We start from the raw sequence: 17,208 nt of genomic DNA, 5'->3' as shown, positions 1-17,208 counted from the left end.
TCAACTGGTTGGATGACCTTGTTCGGCGTGGCGATCGTAACTTAGACTTGAGTCCTAGCCGGAATCAATCTCCTCAACTGGTTGGATGACTTTGTTCGGCATGGCGATCGTAACTTAGACTTTTTGGGCTGCGAAATAGGCTTCGCCCCGAGTAAATGACTTTGTTCGGCGGGGCGATCGTAACTTAGACTTGAGTCCTAGCCGAAATCAATCTCCTCAACTGGTTGCATGACTTTGTTCGGCATGGCGATCGTAACTTAGACTTGAGTCCTAGCCTCCATCCATCTCCTCAACTGGTTGGATGACCTTGTTCGGCGTGGCGATCGTAACTTAGACTTGAGTCCTAGCCGGAATCAATCTCCTCAAACTATTCCGCCAACCAGAAAGCAAAGCGATTAAAAAACAACTCCGATCTATCAAAAAAAATTAGCTCATATTCAACAGCTAACGGCTTAGACACTTATCTCTAAAATCTCACGAAAAAGCCATATAAAAACTGCCAAGTCGTAGACTTATCAAAATCTAGGCTTTAGAAAATCACAGACCAAAACTTATATTTTACCGAAATTGAATCTCCAATTAATTCCTATGAGTGATTTGCCCCAACTTGTTCAGCCAAACCTAAACCTTCAACAATAAGCGAATTTTTACCTGCCATATTTGCGGTTTTACGCTTCGCGGTTCCGAAAAATATTATTGGTAAATTGCATACAAAATCCCCAAATTAACTTAAAATCAGTAGAGTGGCATTTACCTTAAAACAACCTATGACAAAAGCCGAAATTAGCACCAAAAATATCACAGTTCCTAACGGGGATTTGCAAATAGCTGCATACCTAGCCCAGCCAACCTCCCCAGGGCAATTTCCCGCAGTTATCGTGATTCAAGAAATCTTTGGCGTCAACTCACACATCCGCGAAGTTACTGAAAGAATAGCAAAAGAAGGATATGTGGCGATCGCCCCAGCCATCTACCAGCGTCAAGCCCCCGGCTTTGAAACCGGCTACACACCCGAAGCCATCCAAATCGGCAGAGAATACAAAGAAAAAACCACCGCTTCCGAACTTCTCGGCGATATCCAAGCCACGATCGATTATCTCAAAACTCTACCCTCAGTCAAACCAGAAGGTTTTGGCTGCATCGGTTTCTGCTTTGGAGGGCACGTCGCCTACCTTGCCGCTACTTTGCCCGAAATCAAGGCTACAGCGTCGTTCTACGGCGCCGGTATCGCCACCCAAACCCCCGGCGGCGGCACCCCCACGATCGCCCGCACAGCAGACATTAAAGGCACTCTCTACGCCTTTTTTGGCACTCAAGACCCCAGCATTCCCTTAGAACAAGTTGACCAAATCGCCGCCGAATTGCAAAAACACAGTATTTCTCACCAAATTTTCCGCTACAATGCCGATCACGGCTTCTTCTGCGACCACCGCGGCAGTTACGACGCTACGGCAGCAGCCGATTCGTGGAGGCAGGTGAAGCAGCTATTTCATCAGAAAATATGGGTGGAAACCCCGTCCTTCTAGGACGGCTTTGCCTTTTTACCGCAATTTAACCAGAAAGTTGAGAGGTTTCGCTGTAGAATAGAATATGCAGCGAGACCAATAGGATGTACCTGACTCAAAAGAACCAAATCCGCAATCTAAACAAGTCTGAGTTTTTGGCACTGCGAGAGTTGTGTCGTCTTAGCAAAAATCTCTACAATGTAGGGCTTTACACTGTTCGACAATACTACTTTCAGGAGCGCAAACACTTGCGTTACGAATCTGCCTACCATCTGTGCAAAGAAAACGAGAACTATCGTTTGCTAAACACGGATATTGCTCAACAGACTTTGAAAGTAGTAGACAGAACGTTTCACAGTTTCTATGCCTTGATTAGCGCTGTTAAATCTGGCCGCTATCAACCGAAGGTGAGATTGCCTCACTACTTACCCAAAGATGGCTACTTTGTATTGATAATTCCTCGGATCGTGGTTAAGGACGGACGGTTTAATGTACCGATGTCAAATGCTTTCAAGAAGCTGTTTGGAGCGGTATCTATTCCATTCCCTGAGAGACTTAATCCTGAAGCTATCAAAGAAGTTCGGATACATTCTAAGTACAATGCTCGATTCTTTGAAGTCGAGTTTGTTTCCCAGGTTGAACCAGAACCTGTTGAAACAGTCGTTGATAGCGCTATTTCCATTGATTTGGGATTGGACAATTTGGCTACTTGCGTTGACACCAATGGGGCATCCTTTATTGTGGATGGTCGTAAACTTAAATCTATTAACCAGTGGTTCAACAAAGAAAATGCCAGATTGCAATCTATCAAAGATAGACAAAAGATTGAGCGGATAACTGAGCGTCAAGCTAGATTGCTTGTCAATCGAAACAATCAAGTTAGGGACTATCTCAGCAAAACGGCAAGGCTGATTATTGACCATTGCATTGCCCAGAAAATTGAGCGCGTGATTGTCGGGTTCAATTTGGGCCAGAAGCAGGAAATCAATATTAGCAGTCGCAACAATCAGAACTTTGTCCAAATTCCTTTTCATACTTTGAGAGGTAAGCTGAAATCGCTTTGTGAGCGTTACGGCTTGCTCTACCTTGAACAGGAAGAATCGTATACAAGCAAAGCTAGCGCTTTGGATGGTGACGATTTGCCTGTCTACAATGCCGGCAAACCAGCAACTTACCAATTTTCTGGCAAGCGTGTTAAGCGCGGATTGTATCGGACTTGGGAAGGACATTTGATTAACGCTGATTGTAATGGTGCTGCAAATATTGGCAGAAAAAGTAAGCAGAATGGTTTTACCGGACTGTCTAGAGGCTGTTTGGCACAGCCATTACGAATCAAGATCCACGCTTGATTGCGGTTCTTAAGAATCCCCTCGCCTTCAGGCAGGGGAGTGTCAACAGCAACTTCAACCAGCTTAGAGAGTGGGAGATGGGGAGATGGGGAGATGGTCCGATAGTCCGATGGTCCGGGTGGGAAAATTTTTCTACTGACAACAGACAACTAAATTACTGACAACTGACAACTAAACTGACATGAATTCCAAATCTACAGGTTCTCAAAGCGCAAAACCATCCTTTTCAATGGATGATTTTGCTAAAGCCCTCGAACAGCACAATTACGAATTCCAGAAGGGACAAGTAGTGCGCGGCAAAGTGTTCGAGTACGACTCAAACGGCGCGTATGTTGATATCGGCGGCAAGTCTTCGGCTTTTTTGCCGATCGAAGAGGCTGCTTTGAGAACAGTAACGGATTTGTCGGAAGTGGTTCCGCTGGACGAGGAACGGGACTTTTTGATTATCCGCGAACAAGATGCCGATGGCCAAGTTACCTTGTCTCTGCGGCAGTTACAAATTCAGCAAGCTTGGGAAGATTTAGTGGAATTGCAGGAAACCGGTAAAGTTCTTCAGGTGCGGGTTTCTGGCGCAAATAAGGGCGGCGTGACTGTAGATGTTCAGGGAATGCGCGGCTTTATTCCCCGATCGCACTTAGTCGATCGCGATAACCTAGAATCGCTGATCGGTCAATCTTTGAGCGTTAATTTCTTGGAGGTCGATCGCGAACGGGAAAAACTCGTACTTTCCCAGCGGATGGCCACTCAATCGAATGCTTTCAAGGACTTGCAAATTGGTCAGTTGGTGGAAGGAAAAGTCAGCAGCATCAAGCCTTTTGGCGTGTTTGTGGACTTGGAAGGAGTTAGCGGTTTGCTGCACATCAAGCAAGTCAGCCAAAAATATATTGATAACCTTGGCAAGGTGTTTGCTCCCGGTCAACCCCTGAAAGCGATCGTGCTTGACCTCGATGAAAGTCGTGGCCGAATTTCACTTTCTACTCGCGTACTAGAAAATTACCCAGGGGAAATGGTGGATAAGATGGCGGATGTTATGGAGACTGCAGAAGAGCGATCGGAACGTGCTAGAAAGACTCTTTCTTAAGTCTTGATCTAATTACCACCCCGACTTTTAAGAAGTCGGGGTGGTAAGAGTGCGATCGTTTTACGTTTAATTAAGTTGATTTACTTATTTTGCATTTTACATCGACTTCTTATACCAGTTTCCCAAAAGAATCCCACTATAGCAATCGTCGCATCATTTAGGAATTTCTTACTCCCTCCCCTTACCAAGGGGAGGGTTGGGGTGGGGTAAAAAATTTACGACTCCTGCAAGGATTGCTATATAGGCTAACTCCAAACCCCTATCCAGTAAGTTAATACCTCTCGCCCATCAAAAATCCCAAATAGTCTTACGTCTTCCTTTCCCTATCTAACTCCATTTTTAGCGTTCGTTATTTAACTCCATTAGCTACTACTCCCAAGACTTTAAAATCTGCTACATTTAGTTGATCTAAAGCTTTATTTACCATCCCGCGATCGGTTTTTTCTATTTTTACTATCAGCACTGTACCATCAGTTTGAGAAGCTAGTAAATGACCGTCTGCTAAACCAATTAAAGGTGGTGTATCGTAAATGACTAAATCAAATAAGGCTAGGAATTGTTCCATTAAATAGTGCATCTTTCTCGAAGAAAGTAATTTAATTGGATCAGAGGGAATAGTACCTGCTGTGAGGACAAAAAGATTGTCATCGTCGGGTAATCGCTGAATAGCCTCATTTAAGCTTAAATCAGAACTTAAAACATTACTTAAACCTTTCATATTTGATAAGCCAAGATATGTGTGCAGTTGAGGCACACGCATATTAGCATCCACTAATAATACTCGTTTACCAACAGCAGAAGCAGTTTTAGCTAAATAAAGTGCTACAGTTGACTTACCCTCACCTTTAATGGTCGAAGTGATGGTTAAAGAACTTATTGGGTGTTCAGCATTTAATAATTGAATATTTGTGTATAAGTAGTGAAATGCCTCGACTACAGGAAAATCTTTGTAATTTGAAACTATTATTCGTTTTAAGCTTGCACTGTTAGTATTTGAACTTACGCTAGTGAATTTAGCTGGAACACGTTCACCTCGACCAGATTTAATTTTCATCGCTTTGGCGATCGGAATGACTCCCAAAATAGGGCGTTTAGTTGCTGATTTAATTTCTTCGGGAGTATGGAAAACAGTATTTAAAACTTCTACTAGGAAACCTATAGCAATGCCTAGTAAAGTGCTAATAACGATCGCAATGGCTAGGTGGCGACGGGTTGGTTTTTCTGTTACTGGGTAAAAATCACCATTTTCGTTTGTGATTAACTGTGGTTTAGATATAATTTGCCAAGAGCCATCAATTTGACCAGCATCTAGTTGTAAAGTTTTTTGTTTTTCGAGGAAGAGTTTGAGATTATCTTTAGCTAGTTCTAGTTTTAATTGTATGTCATCATAGCGAAGTTGAGCTTGAGGCATTTGAGTGATTTTTGCTTGCAGTGAATTTTGGCTATTAGTTATCAATCGCTCGCGAGCTTCCAACTGTTTTAGTTGTGATTGCATCTGCAAGAGGACAATATCAGCTTCTTTTTTGATTAAATCACGCAAACTTTGCTGCTTTTCCCGCAAAGATTGAATGGGAAGGCTATTTTCATAAAATTGAGTAGAGCTTAAAGCTAATTGCGACTCTATTTCATTTACTTTGCTAATTAAATTTTCATAGGATTTGGGGCTAATATCAACAATCCAACGATTATCGCCCGTTAACGCTCTTTTTTTGTAGCTTTCATATTGAAGCCTACTTTCTGCCAGTTGTGCTTGCACTTCTAGGCGACGATTAGTTAAATTATCGAGCTGATCTGATAGGCTGCGGCTGCGTACTTCGGGTTGATTAAAGTTATACTGAAGCCTTAACATTTGTAATTCTTGTTGCAATTTATCGACTCTCTGCTGGAGTGGGGGCAGTTGTCGATCTATAAAATCAATACTTTGTTTGCTAACTTTCAAACGCTCTTTATCCATATATTCTAGGTAATATTTTGCAGTTTCATCCAGCACATATTGGATGCGCTTTGGATCTCGATCGCGATAGCTAATATCTATGAGTTTAGTACCACCCTGCTTCCCATCTCGCAAGAAAGTAATACGTTGGATAGTCAAGCGGCTACTGAGACTTTTATAGTCAAATTTTGGATATTTTGTTTGCAATTTATTGACTAATGGTAGTAACACTTCTGGGCTTTTTAAAACCCGCGCTAAACTTTGATAATCCACCGAGGAACCGTCTTCCGCTGATGATTTAATTTTGTTCAAGTCTGTGATGCCTAAACTGTTATTTTGAGCTTGAACCAATAGTTTTGATAGCCGATCGTCAGCCGTAATCGGTTCTGCTAAAACTGTGAATTTTCCTTCATACTCAGTAATAGAGTTTTTGGCAGCCCTGAGCACGAAACTACCGCTTAAAGTAGCTATGCTGGCAGCTACTATGCCCATCACCAGAAGGCGACGTTTGATGACAGCTAGTACCCAATTCATATCAAGAACTTGGTCATCCTCTGCTGGGGTACTAGCTAGGTAATTAGCGGAGGGAGCAGACAAATATTGACCATTAAGGTCATTTTTGATGGAAGACAACAGTTTTTTATCCATAGCAAGAATCTTATTTAATTCCTAATTTCCGAATAGTCTGAGTAGCTCTATCAGTCGGGTGGGAACGAGAATTCCACCAATAATATTACTAGCTGGTGAGAAAACAGTATTAATGTTGTCTACGAATATAGCAGTCCTCGATCGTGCCACTATAATTATGTCATTATCTTGAATCAGTGGGTTGCTTTGAGCGTCGATTCCTTGATTAAAGTTAATTGATACTTGCGATCGAGATATCGTGCCATTAGGATTTAGCCTGATCAGTTCCACATATCTAGAGTTAGCGCGATTTGGTCGAAAACCTCCCGCACTCATAATTGCTTGATTTAAGGTAGTATTAGGAGGTAATTTGAGTCCACCCGGAGCATTGACTTCTCCGATAACACTTACTTGCAAAGTCGCCGGAGCAAAGCTAGCAGTAGCTAGAACAGAAACTTCTCCGGGGTCGATCGCCGTCGCTGTCGGGACAAAGATGATATCCCCTTCTTGTAGTATAGTATCTTGAGAGGTATCTTGTTCTTGCAAATATTGCCAGAGGTTAATAGTTCTAATTTGTTGTTGGCCACTTCTAGTATAACGTTGGAGTTGGATTTGCCGAATATCAGCGATTGATGTTATGCCACCAGCTAGTTGTAGAGATCGAATGATGGTCGGTTGTCCGCTGGTTCTTTCACCATTTCGGGTATCACCACCAATGGCTACATATCTACCCGGACGCTTCACCTCTCCGAATACTGAGACAGTACGGGGTTGATCTGCTGGTATAGAAAAATTAGATTCACTAAGTTGATTTGTTTCTGCTAAATTAATGGTTTCTTGAGGGGGAACCAAGATTTGATCTCCATCTCGCAACGTGATATCTTGGCTGCTCTGACCAGTTTGTAAATAATCCCACAGATTATAAGTGATAGTTATTTCTTTGTTAGCCGTAAGCCGACGCCGCACAATTACTCGTCGAATATCAGCGCTAGCTCGAATACCCCCAGCTTTTTCTAAAGCTTGAGGAAGCGTGGGAAACTGAATCGATGGTCTAGTTCCACCTCCATTAGCTAGGGGTAATAAGTAAGAGCCCGGACGACTTATTTCACCCGATAACCAAATATTAAGCGGGCGGGCAGCTTGTAAGCTGATTGTAACTAAAGGTCTTTTTACGACCTTACCATAAGCTCTAGTGATAACTTGGGCTGCCTGTTCTAAAGTTAATCCTTGAAGGGAAACACTACCAATAATGGGGATTTGAATAGCTCCCCCAGCGGGAATTTGATACTCCCCACTAAGCTGAGGCAGATCGTAGATATCAATTTTAATATTGTCTCCACCACCTAGATAGTAATCAGTATTAATACTTGTTGCGGGGGCTGGCGACTGAGCGAGGTTGGTTTGAGGGTAGGAGAGAGTGAGTACCAGCGCCAGCAGTGGCAGTTGTAAAGCACGGAGAGTAAGCCATTTCATAGGTAGTAACAAATTTATGATAGAGGTAAAGCCATGAAAGATATTTTAAGAATGCCGATGTTTGCGTTGATGCTATTGTGTTTAACGCTTATCGTGTTTGTGACTATTTATATTTTAGCTGCACGCCATCCGAAATTGAGTGGCACATTAGAAAAGATTTTTGTGGGCATACTTTTTTTTACCATCACTGGTGGTTCGGGGATCACGGCAATGCCCTTTACCAAACTCCATCCTAACGTTTTCTACAACTTAGAAACTACACCCCCAACGATGATTGCTCAAATTGCCATTTATGGGGGCATGATATTAATGCTATTTCCCCGCTTAACTAAAACTACCCAAAAAACAGTTTCTATGTGCATTAAATGGATAGCAGGAGACATTTTTTTAGGTTTGTTTTTGTTGATTATGACTTTATCGGGCTTGTGGTCACAAACTCCTGAAATTACTTTTAGGGCTATTTTTGCTATTTGGGTAGTAACACTGGCTTCTATTTATGTAGGGAAAGTGTATAGTTGGTTAGAAATTTATGGATTATTGAGATGGCTAACTGGTTTATTAGCTTTATGGTCACTTGTGAAAACAAATGCAGCGCCAGACGGTTGTTGGACAGGAGTTTTAGGTCATAAAAACCCTTTTTCTTTTCAAATGGCTAATACAGCTTCTTTATGGCTTTTATATGCTTTTAAGGATCGTAAGTATCGATATTTATCATTATTTATAACTTTAATAGCTTTAGTAGGATTGCAAAAAGGTTGTAGTGGTGCTAGTCGGATTTTGACAGTGGTATTAATCAGTTTGTGGAGTTATTTAGCCCTCTTAAAAAAATTACCTGTAAAATGGGCTTTTCTCTGCTTTATCTTATTTTTGGTCGGTAGTATAGGTATAAGTATTTTGGTATTAAATAATTTAGAGGCTATTATTGTGGATGGTTTGAAAAAAGATATGACTTTAACAGGTAGAACCGATTTTTGGCCTTTAATTATTGATCGAATTAATCAAAACAATCCCATATTTGGTTATGGAATACAAGGATTTTGGCAGTGGTGGCGTCGCTCGGAAAATCCCGCTTACGGAATTGTAGTAGCTAAAACTGGTTTTGTGCCACCCCACTCTCACAATGGTTTTATTGATATACTTTGCGAACTGGGTTGGGCCGGACTCTTGTTGTTTATTGGGTCATTTTTGAATAATATATTTAGAGGTATAAAGTACCTAGTTAAAGGAACTTTTCCAGAGTCAGGTTTGCCTTTGTATTTATTAACATTTATGCTAATGACCAATTTGACAGAGGGGGGACTATTGGGGGTTGGTACTTATTGGTGTTGGTATGTAGTTTTATCGGTAAAATTGAGCTTAGATAGGACAGCTAAGGATAATCCACCCTGATGATGTCAGCGTTTGGTCAGGCCTATTAGGAGAATCTTTACAAAGAATAGGCATATCCCCCACTTCTTAAAGAAGTCGGGGCTTTAACACCGATCGCGTTTTACGTTTAATTAAGTGGGCTTACTTAATATGACTCGCAATTGTTTCACTCTCCACCGTGGCTTCCACTGGCCAAGAATTTTCCATCTCTAGTGTTTGTTTCGGCTGATAAACTGCCAAGTCGAACCAGAAAGTCGTACCCACATTAACTTCGCTAACTAAATTAATTTTAGTGTGGTGCTTGTCAATAATGTTTCTGACAATAGAAAGACCTAATCCCGTTCCTTCTAAAGTGTGTACTCGGTTTTCTACCCGGAAAAAGCGATCGAATATTGCTTGTTGGTCTTCAGGATCTATGCCAATCCCAGTATCAGAAATTTCGATCCGCACTACCGGAAAATGTTTAGCATCCGGTGACAAGTTTTGGTTGACGGATTGACCGTCTTTGTAGGTGGGCGTCTCCGACTCTAGCAAATACGCTCGAATTGCCACCTTGCCGCCGGACTCAGTAAATTTTAAGGCATTTCCTACTAAATTTGCAAATACTTGCAGCAGCAAATCGTAATGACCTAAAGCAGGCGGCAAATACGGGTCAACTTCTTGCTCTAATTCAATGCCTTTATCCTTAGCATTTAACTGATAAGTCCGCAGGGTTTGTTCCACAGCTTGCGGTAGGTCAACAGCTTCCAAGTGATAAACTCGACAGGATTCCAGTCGCGACAAGTCTAACACGTCGTTTACTAAACGAGTTAGTCGATCGGTTTCTCGATTGGCAATTTCTAGGAATTCCCGGCGCTCGCTTTCTAGAAGGTCTTCTCCGTACTCGTGCAGAGTCTCGATAAAAGATTTGATATTAAATAAAGGCGTTCTCAATTCGTGAGAAACATTGCTGATAAAATTGCTTTTAGCCTCATTTAGTTCTACTTCCCGAGTAATGTCCTGCACTGTCATTGCAATGCCTTTGAGACTTTCTCGGTAATTTCCGGAACCTTGATGCTTGGAGGTTTGCTCGTAGAAAGTACACTCTACAGCTACCGGGCGTTGTGGTTCGGTACAGGTATTTTGCTCGTGGCGGATGCAGCTTCTGCACAGCGGTTCGGCACCGGGCGCTTTGTGCAGAATGACTGTAGTTAAAACAATGCGAATTGTACGGTTAACTGGTTCGCTCATGGAGATGCGAAATTCGCCGCCGTCGCGATCGCCCGCAGCTATTTCCTGCAAAGGTCTAGCCAACTCCTGCTGCACTTCCGAAGGCAAAATGTTGAGAACATTTACTCCAAGCGCATTTTTGCCTTCCCATCCAAAAATCCGCATCCCTGTCGGATTAACTAAAATCACCTGCAAATTTGCGTCTAATAAAAGCGCGCCATCAGCAATCGTTGATACCAAAGTTTCTAACTTAGCTTTTTCCGCTGTCAGTTCTTCAATATTTTGTTCTTCATAACTTTCGAGTTTCTGGGCCATTTCATTAAAACTGCCAATTAACTCGCCCAATTCTCCGCCTAAAGGCAGGTCAACTCGCTGCTTAAAATTCCCGCTGGCAATGTTTTTGACCCCGAAGACTAATTGTTTTATCGGCTGAGTAATTGTCAGGGCATTAAATACAGCCCCCAAAATGACCATCACCCAAATAGTCACAAATACTGCTAAAGTGACATCCCTAGTCAGATTTGAAGATATAACTGCTGCGGGATTTGGGTTAATGCCGATCGCCAAAACTCCCAAATATTTGTCTTCATGAATTAACGGCACAAATACATCGGTAACTTCTCCATCGGGGGTCAAATGCTGCCGCACCAAAGGCAAAGAAGTTAAATTTCTCGCCTCAATATCGGCGAGAAAATTATCGGGAAGTTTGATCTGGCGGCGCAGTGTCAGGGAAGTCTCCACCTCGGATTCCGAAAAGGGTATCCCCAGAAAAATATCTCCCGCTTCGTCTGCGTAAAGCATATAGCGGACGCTGGAGGTGCTGCTGTAAAATTGGCGGGAAAAGCGGGCGACTTCGGAGCGATCGTTGTTGGCAATCAGCGGCGCCACATTTGCTGCCAACAGCAAGCCGAGGTCGCGGCCGTAACGAGTATCGTTAAGTCGGGCGTCTTGCTGGATAGTATTCACGGCCCAGAATGTCAGGCCACTCATAATTAACGACACTACGAGGGTAGCAGCGGCCATCAGGCGGGTCTGGAGGGTAAAATCCGACCACCAGCGGGCAATAATTTCTCCGATTTTGTTTAGTATGGCCAGCATTTCACCAGTTCACCCGTTCAATATTAAAAGCAAGATAAATTCAGTTGGCTTCAGATAAAATTTTCTGATGCGACTTGTCCGCTACCGCCACCGCAGAGATACCAAACTTCATTGTTACATTTCTACATTGAGATTGCTTGGCTTTCGGATGGCGGTCGATGTCGCAATTCCTAATTTTTATCGCCCAGAGCTCGGCGACCGATGTCCCGACGGCAGTAGACGCCTTCAAATTGGATGCAATCAACTGCTGCATAAGCTGTGGAGATAGCTTGTTCCAAAGTTTCTCCCGCTGCGGTGACGCCCAAAACCCGGCCGCCGTCGCTCACCAACTGCTGGTGCTTCAACTGGGTGCCGGCGTGAAAGACTTCTGCTCCTTTGGCTTCAGCTTCCTCGATACCTGTAATAACTTTGCCTTTTTGATAACTTCCAGGATAGCCCCCAGAAGCCAAAACTACGCAAACAGAGGCCCCCGACTTCCAGCGAATAGAAGATTCACCGAGACGCTGCTGACAGCAGGCGAGCACCAAATCTTCTAAAGGCGTTTCCAGCAGTGACAAAACCGCTTGAGTTTCGGGATCTCCGAAACGGCAGTTGAATTCTAAGACTTTGGGTTCTCCGTCGGGGGTAATCATTAAACCTGCGTAGAGTACACCCCGGTAGTCGATTTTGCGTTTTTGCAGTGCGGAGAGGGTGGGTTCGAGAATTTCTTCTTGAATCCTTTCCATGAGTTCCGGGGTGACAATGGGCGCTGGGGCGTAGGCTCCCATACCGCCGGTGTTGGCTCCCTGGTCGCCTTCGCCGATAGCTTTGTGGTCTTGGGCCGGCAGCAACGGTTCCACTGTGATGCCGTCGGTGAGGGCGAGAATCGAGACTTCTTGACCGGTTAAGAATTCTTCGACGACGACTCGGATGTTGTCGGTGCCGAATTCGCCTCGGAAAATGGTGTTGATGGCGCTGTGAGCCATTTTGACGGTGGTGGCAACGGTGACTCCTTTGCCTGATGCGAGTCCGTCTGCTTTAATGACTATTGGGGTTCCTTGTTCCAGAACGTATGCTTTGGCTGCTTCTGCGTCTGTAAATACGGCAGCTTTGGGTGTGGGGATGCCTGCTTCGAGCATCAGTTCTTTGGCCCAGGATTTGCTGGATTCAATTTGGGCGCCGGCTTTGGTGGGGCCGAAAATCATCATTTTTCGCTGTTGGAAATAGTCGGCGATGCCTAGCGATAGGGGCAATTCGGGGCCGACGATGACTAATCCGATGTTGTTGACCATCGCAAAGCGTTCGATGCCTTGGAAGTCGTCGATGTTGAGCGACAGATTTTGACAGCCTGGGGTGGTAGCTGTGCCGCCGTTCCCAGGCACGCAGAATACTTGTTTAATCCGCGTAGATTCTAGCAGTTTTTTTGCGATCGCGTGTTCGCGACCTCCGTTTCCCACAACTAAAACTTTCACAGTATCCTCACCTATAAATTGTGTTCCCTGAATGTCTGATTTTCAGTGTTGGCATCTGTCTATCTGCTTTTTGCAGTGCTGTCAATTATGCCATGCTTGGCGCTAGGGAATTGCTAGATGTGGCACTTTTCTGGAGGGGTGGGCTTCGACCGCTGTTTCTCAATGGCTGGGAGCGTGCAATAATTAAAGACTTTAGCCGCCCAATTTTTCTGGGTTCTGCCTCGATTTAATCCTGCAATTCAAACTATTTTTTGGCTTTTAACTCTGCAATTACTGTAATTGAGCCAGGGCCAAATAGCGATAAGATAGGCAGGTTAACTTTGCGGAATTTTACTCACATGAAATCAAATCAAACCGCTGCGAGTTCGTCTGCAAAATTTAAGCGGGTGGGCGTTGTCGGCGGCGGCCAGCTAGCTTGGATGATGGGGGATGCTGCTAGGGGGATCGGTATTGAATTGGTAGTACAAACTCCTAATGCTACTGACCCGGCAGTTTCTGTTGCTGCTGGTGCTGTTTTGGCTGCTGTTGATGATGTTTTGGCTACGGCTCAATTGGCGGATGACTGCGATGTTATTACTTTTGAAAATGAGTTTGTGGATTTGGATGGTTTGCGGCCGCTAGAAGAGCAAGGTGTGTTATTTCAGCCGAGTTTGTCGTCGCTTTCTCCTTTGTTGGATAAGTACGTTCAGCGCTGTTATTTACAAGGTTTGGGTTTGCCAACTCCGAGGTTTTGGGAATGGGATTGCAGCGCGGATTTGCCCCCAGAATTGTTTAAGGCGGTGGCGATCGACTTTCCGGCAATTTCTGTTTCCGACAGCGTGCAGATTGCAGGAGACTCAGATGCTGGATCGATCGACTTTCCCTTTGTTGTCAAAGTTCGCCGCCACGGTTATGACGGCCAAGGTACTTTTATTGTTAAGGATCGGGGGAGTTTTGAGTCAATTCGTGCTAAACTCCAAGGTCAGTCTTTGCTAGTGGAAGAGTTTGTGCCGTTCGATCGCGAGTTGGCTGTGATTGCAGCTCGATCGGCAAATGGGGAAATTGCTATTTATCCGATCGTGGAAACTCAGCAACAAAATCAGGTTTGTCATCTGGTGATTGCGCCCGCTGATATTAGTTTAGAGGTGAAAAATGAAGCTTGTGCGATCGCCCGCACTCTCCTCAACAGTTTGCAAGCTGTCGGCGTATTCGGCATTGAATTATTTTTAACCGCCGACAATAAGCTGTTAGTCAATGAAATTGCACCCCGCACTCACAACTCGGGACATTTTACGATCGATGCTTGCGAAACTTCCCAATTTGAACAGCATTTGCGCGCAGTTTGTCAACTGCCTTTAGGTAATTCGGCTCTGAAATGTGCAGGCGCTGTGATGGTAAATTTGCTAGGCTACGAGTCTGCCCAGTCCGATTATTTAGCAAAAAGACAACAACTGGCACAAATTAGTGGTGCTTTTGTCCATTGGTATGGTAAGAAAGAATCGCGTCCCGGCCGCAAACTCGGTCACGTTACAGTTGTGATCGACGCGGATTTGGTGGCTCAGGGGCGATCGCAAGCACTGGCGATCGCTCAAACCGTAGAATCCATCTGGTATGCAAGTTAAATTGCTCAAAGCTTGCCAAAATCGGGTTAGTTGGTATATATTTAATAAAGGTTCTACTGCGACGTTGGTGACTGCCAATAATGTTTTTTTGATCTATAACTCTTAACTCTCGGGAATCAAGATGTTTGGACAGCAGTAAACTGGGCTTGTACCCAGAAACTTTAAGTCCGAGCCAACGGTACCCACCTGGTAAAATACCAGGTCAAAAGCTGAGGTAAGACGGCGTTGCGGGGAACCATTAAAATTTGGATAGAGATAGGCGCTGTGAAATATGGCTAGCCTATTTTTTTTTGAGATAAGCTGTTGCATATTTAAACTATACAAGCATTACCCTTGTTTTTGATTTGGCGACCCCATTTAATTATTAATTGTCCTTCATTTAAGAGGATCTGCAATAAATACTCCAGCTCTTCAATAGATGTAAAAAGTCGATTTGCAATATATTTTATCGAAAAATAACGGATATGGAATGAGAATTAAATAACTTAGAATGCGTGATGGTTCTTGTGGGTTAGGCGTCCCGCCCGCCCTGAATATACAATTTAAATGCGCGACAGCTTAGCAGTCTATTTGCAAATTTGAGATGTTCCCAATCATCTTGCGATCGCCCTGGTAATAATTTCCACAAACTGATGCAGTAAAGCAGTCATTCTATTTTAGATTTTAGATTTTGGATTTTGGATTGAACCCACGGATAAATTCGGGGGCTTGAGGATTTTAGATTTGAGATTTTGGATTGATTCCACGGATAAATTACGTGGCGGGTACCACCTTTGAAATTCTTGGTCAACTCTCAGCAAAATCTCCGGCGTGGAATCGATCGCCCTTCCAATAAAAATATTTAACCAAGGTGGGCAAAAGCCCACCCTAATTCCTACTTCCCTACAGTGAAATACTCATTCTTAGCATACACGCTAATAATGCAGTCTCCCACTTCAAAAAACATCCCCTCTTGCTCATCTTTAGAAAATTGCAAGTTGCCGTATTTAGAATTAATTTCCTCAGCAGTCGCCGCTTTTGCCTCCATTTCATCCGGGATAAGTCCAGTAGAACCGATATAGAAAACCAGCGGTGAAACTTTTTCCCTGTACACTTTTTCAGCATAAGCTTCCAGTCGCTCATTCGCATTAGCTAAAGCAGCGACAAATTCGTCTCGCTTGACATCTTCTCCCTGCCATTTCGCTTGCAAAAGGCGCAGCAAACTATCTGCACCCACTTTGGCTAAAGTAGCGCTAACAATTCCGTTATCCTCCAACCCCAAAAACTCATCAAAAATCAGTTTCATCAAGTCGTCAACTTTGGTGATTTTTGTTCGGGATGACAGCGTTTTGTGGGCGAAGACAACAGGCTCATCTAAGGTGATGTCAAATGTCGGTTTTGCTAGCTTTTCGCCCGTGTTTTTGTGGTAAACTTCATAAAGGCGATCGAGAAATTTGTTGGCCGAGTGCAACTTGCCGAAGTTGAGGATGTTTTTGCTGCCGATGTCGATTTTGTAGCTGACTCGCGAATCTACTGAACCGTTGGCGATCGCACTTTTTAAATCTGTGTATTCTGTCGTCGTCGGAAAGTTGATGTAAAGGCTTTTTGACAGATAATGCTGTTTCACTTCTTCCAATTGTTCCGCAGTGTAAGCCTCAGATTCCTCCTTCAAATGAGCCGAGAGAATGCTAGAGAGAATTTTGATTTCTGCTAGTTCCTCAAACACTCCGTCAATGCTGCCGTAACGCCCGTCAAAAGGCACGAGGGGCAAAGTATCTAACTTAATATCGTACTCGGAACGGAAGTCAAATTCTTGCACGGGCGAACCGTTTTTTTCAAGGAGACCGCATTTTTTGAGCAAATCAAACACAGGTTTGCTGCTGATTTTGGTTCGCAGCGACTTAATATTAACTTCGCCGTCGCTGACAATGGTATAATTGTTGAAAGTATTGAGGTCTGTAACTAGAATTCCCGCCACTTCGGCGATTAAAGTTTCATCCTCAACTTTTACCAGCTTAGCTTTTCGGGTAATCAGCATATTGATGGTAGCGGTATTTTGATTGATGGCAAATGAACCCATTTGCACGTATTCGCCACCATCTAAGAATTCAGTTTTCAGCCAAGGCTTGACAAGGTTGCCGTTTTCGTCTCGCTTTCCTTCAATTCGCTTCAAACCTTTTCGCTGATAATTTTCTTGCAAGTGTTTCAAGTTGATGATGATGCTGTTGCTGTTTTCCTCCAATATCTTGATTAACTCCAGCAGGGAAATTTTATCGCTGACTTTTACCCGATCGCCAATTTCATGATTTTTCAACACATCAGGCGCAAAAACAGCCTCTTCCAAATCTTCCGTAAACTCGGCTATTTGGGCATTTGTCAAAGCTTTCGCGTGTTTTTCCGTCAAAGTAGCATCGAAGGTGCTCGCCAGCGCATACTTAGCCGTATTTAAATTGCCGTCAGCGAGGTTAGCTTTCGCAAAAGCCAACACCGACCACGAATTTCTTCATGTGGTACCCGCCACGTGATTTATCCGT

The 17,208-nt window shown here is 43.7% G+C and carries 10 protein-coding genes, 1 other RNA gene and 1 pseudogene; 6 read left to right on the top strand and 6 right to left on the bottom strand.

From position 1 onward, the window contains the following. The first annotated feature begins 767 nt into the window (after positions 1 to 767). The 3 genes from QUA88_RS12820 (at position 768) to QUA88_RS12810 (ending at position 3,935) form a co-directional block, all read left to right on the top strand. The gene (locus QUA88_RS12820) at positions 768 to 1,526 is read left to right on the top strand and encodes a dienelactone hydrolase family protein (protein WP_333231760.1); all 759 of its coding nucleotides are present in this window, start codon (positions 768 to 770) and stop codon (positions 1,524 to 1,526) included. Positions 1,527 to 1,609: 83 nt separating this feature from the next. After that, positions 1,610 to 2,854: a transposase gene (locus tag QUA88_RS12815; protein WP_333053702.1), complete on the top strand. Its 1,245-nt coding sequence runs from the start codon at positions 1,610 to 1,612 to the stop codon at positions 2,852 to 2,854. A gap of 181 nt (positions 2,855 to 3,035) precedes the next feature. After that, positions 3,036 to 3,935 (top strand): S1 RNA-binding domain-containing protein, encoded by a 900-nt coding sequence (locus QUA88_RS12810; RefSeq protein WP_333053701.1) that lies wholly within the window; start codon positions 3,036 to 3,038, stop codon positions 3,933 to 3,935. 349 nt (positions 3,936 to 4,284) lie between these two features. On the opposite strand, the gene QUA88_RS12805 is transcribed toward QUA88_RS12810, so the two are convergent. Then, complete coding sequence (locus QUA88_RS12805) at positions 4,285 to 6,516, bottom strand: polysaccharide biosynthesis tyrosine autokinase (RefSeq protein ID WP_333053700.1); 2,232 nt, start codon at positions 6,514 to 6,516, stop codon at positions 4,285 to 4,287. 21 nt (positions 6,517 to 6,537) lie between these two features. Then, positions 6,538 to 7,968, bottom strand: coding sequence for an SLBB domain-containing protein (locus QUA88_RS12800; RefSeq protein WP_333053699.1), 1,431 nt, complete (start codon positions 7,966 to 7,968; stop codon positions 6,538 to 6,540). Between the two features lie 33 nt (positions 7,969 to 8,001). Between QUA88_RS12800 and QUA88_RS12795 the strand changes: the two genes are divergently transcribed. Further along, complete coding sequence (locus QUA88_RS12795) at positions 8,002 to 9,357, top strand: O-antigen ligase family protein (protein WP_333231762.1); 1,356 nt, start codon at positions 8,002 to 8,004, stop codon at positions 9,355 to 9,357. Between the two features lie 120 nt (positions 9,358 to 9,477). On the opposite strand, the gene QUA88_RS12790 is transcribed toward QUA88_RS12795, so the two are convergent. After that, positions 9,478 to 11,643, bottom strand: coding sequence for an ATP-binding protein (locus tag QUA88_RS12790; RefSeq protein WP_333272003.1), 2,166 nt, complete (start codon positions 11,641 to 11,643; stop codon positions 9,478 to 9,480). Positions 11,644 to 11,813: 170 nt separating this feature from the next. Further along, entirely contained in the window at positions 11,814 to 13,094 is a 1,281-nt protein-coding gene (purD, locus tag QUA88_RS12785; protein ID WP_333208178.1) for a phosphoribosylamine--glycine ligase, read from the bottom strand. A gap of 338 nt (positions 13,095 to 13,432) precedes the next feature. On the opposite strand from purD, the gene QUA88_RS12780 reads away from it, so the two are divergent. Next, positions 13,433 to 14,695, top strand: a complete 1,263-nt coding sequence (locus QUA88_RS12780; RefSeq protein WP_333271998.1) for a 5-(carboxyamino)imidazole ribonucleotide synthase — start codon at positions 13,433 to 13,435, stop codon at positions 14,693 to 14,695. A 50-nt stretch (positions 14,696 to 14,745) separates the two neighbouring features. Next, positions 14,746 to 14,933: non-coding RNA, 6S RNA (gene ssrS, locus QUA88_RS12775), on the top strand. Positions 14,934 to 15,006: 73 nt separating this feature from the next. Here the strand turns inward: ssrS and QUA88_RS12770 are convergent. Together QUA88_RS12770 and QUA88_RS12765 are read right to left on the bottom strand one after the other, a co-directional pair. Next, positions 15,007 to 15,141, bottom strand: a pseudogene (locus QUA88_RS12770) (IS630 family transposase); the annotation flags it as partial. A gap of 428 nt (positions 15,142 to 15,569) precedes the next feature. Beyond that, entirely contained in the window at positions 15,570 to 17,159 is a 1,590-nt protein-coding gene (locus QUA88_RS12765) for a hypothetical protein (protein ID WP_333231769.1), read from the bottom strand. Positions 17,160 to 17,208 lie beyond the last annotated feature (49 nt).

This window comes from Microcoleus sp. D3_18_C2 (assembly GCF_036702395.1).
In the GTDB taxonomy this organism is placed as follows: Bacteria; Cyanobacteriota; Cyanobacteriia; order Cyanobacteriales; family Microcoleaceae; genus Microcoleus.
This window is presented reverse-complemented; position numbering and strand designations above follow the sequence as displayed.

Excerpts from the sequence above, each read along its gene's own strand:
- QUA88_RS12820 (WP_333231760.1), top strand. The coding sequence starts at position 768 with ATGACAAAAGCCGAAATTAGCACCAAAAATATCACAGTTCCTAACGGG.
- QUA88_RS12780 (WP_333271998.1), top strand. The coding sequence starts at position 13,433 with ATGAAATCAAATCAAACCGCTGCGAGTTCGTCTGCAAAATTTAAGCGG.
- QUA88_RS12815 (WP_333053702.1), top strand. The coding sequence starts at position 1,610 with ATGTACCTGACTCAAAAGAACCAAATCCGCAATCTAAACAAGTCTGAG.
- QUA88_RS12795 (WP_333231762.1), top strand. The coding sequence starts at position 8,002 with ATGAAAGATATTTTAAGAATGCCGATGTTTGCGTTGATGCTATTGTGT.
- QUA88_RS12790 (WP_333272003.1), bottom strand. The coding sequence starts at position 11,643 with ATGCTGGCCATACTAAACAAAATCGGAGAAATTATTGCCCGCTGGTGG.
- QUA88_RS12810 (WP_333053701.1), top strand. The coding sequence starts at position 3,036 with ATGAATTCCAAATCTACAGGTTCTCAAAGCGCAAAACCATCCTTTTCA.
- QUA88_RS12805 (WP_333053700.1), bottom strand. The coding sequence starts at position 6,516 with ATGGATAAAAAACTGTTGTCTTCCATCAAAAATGACCTTAATGGTCAA.
- QUA88_RS12800 (WP_333053699.1), bottom strand. The coding sequence starts at position 7,968 with ATGAAATGGCTTACTCTCCGTGCTTTACAACTGCCACTGCTGGCGCTG.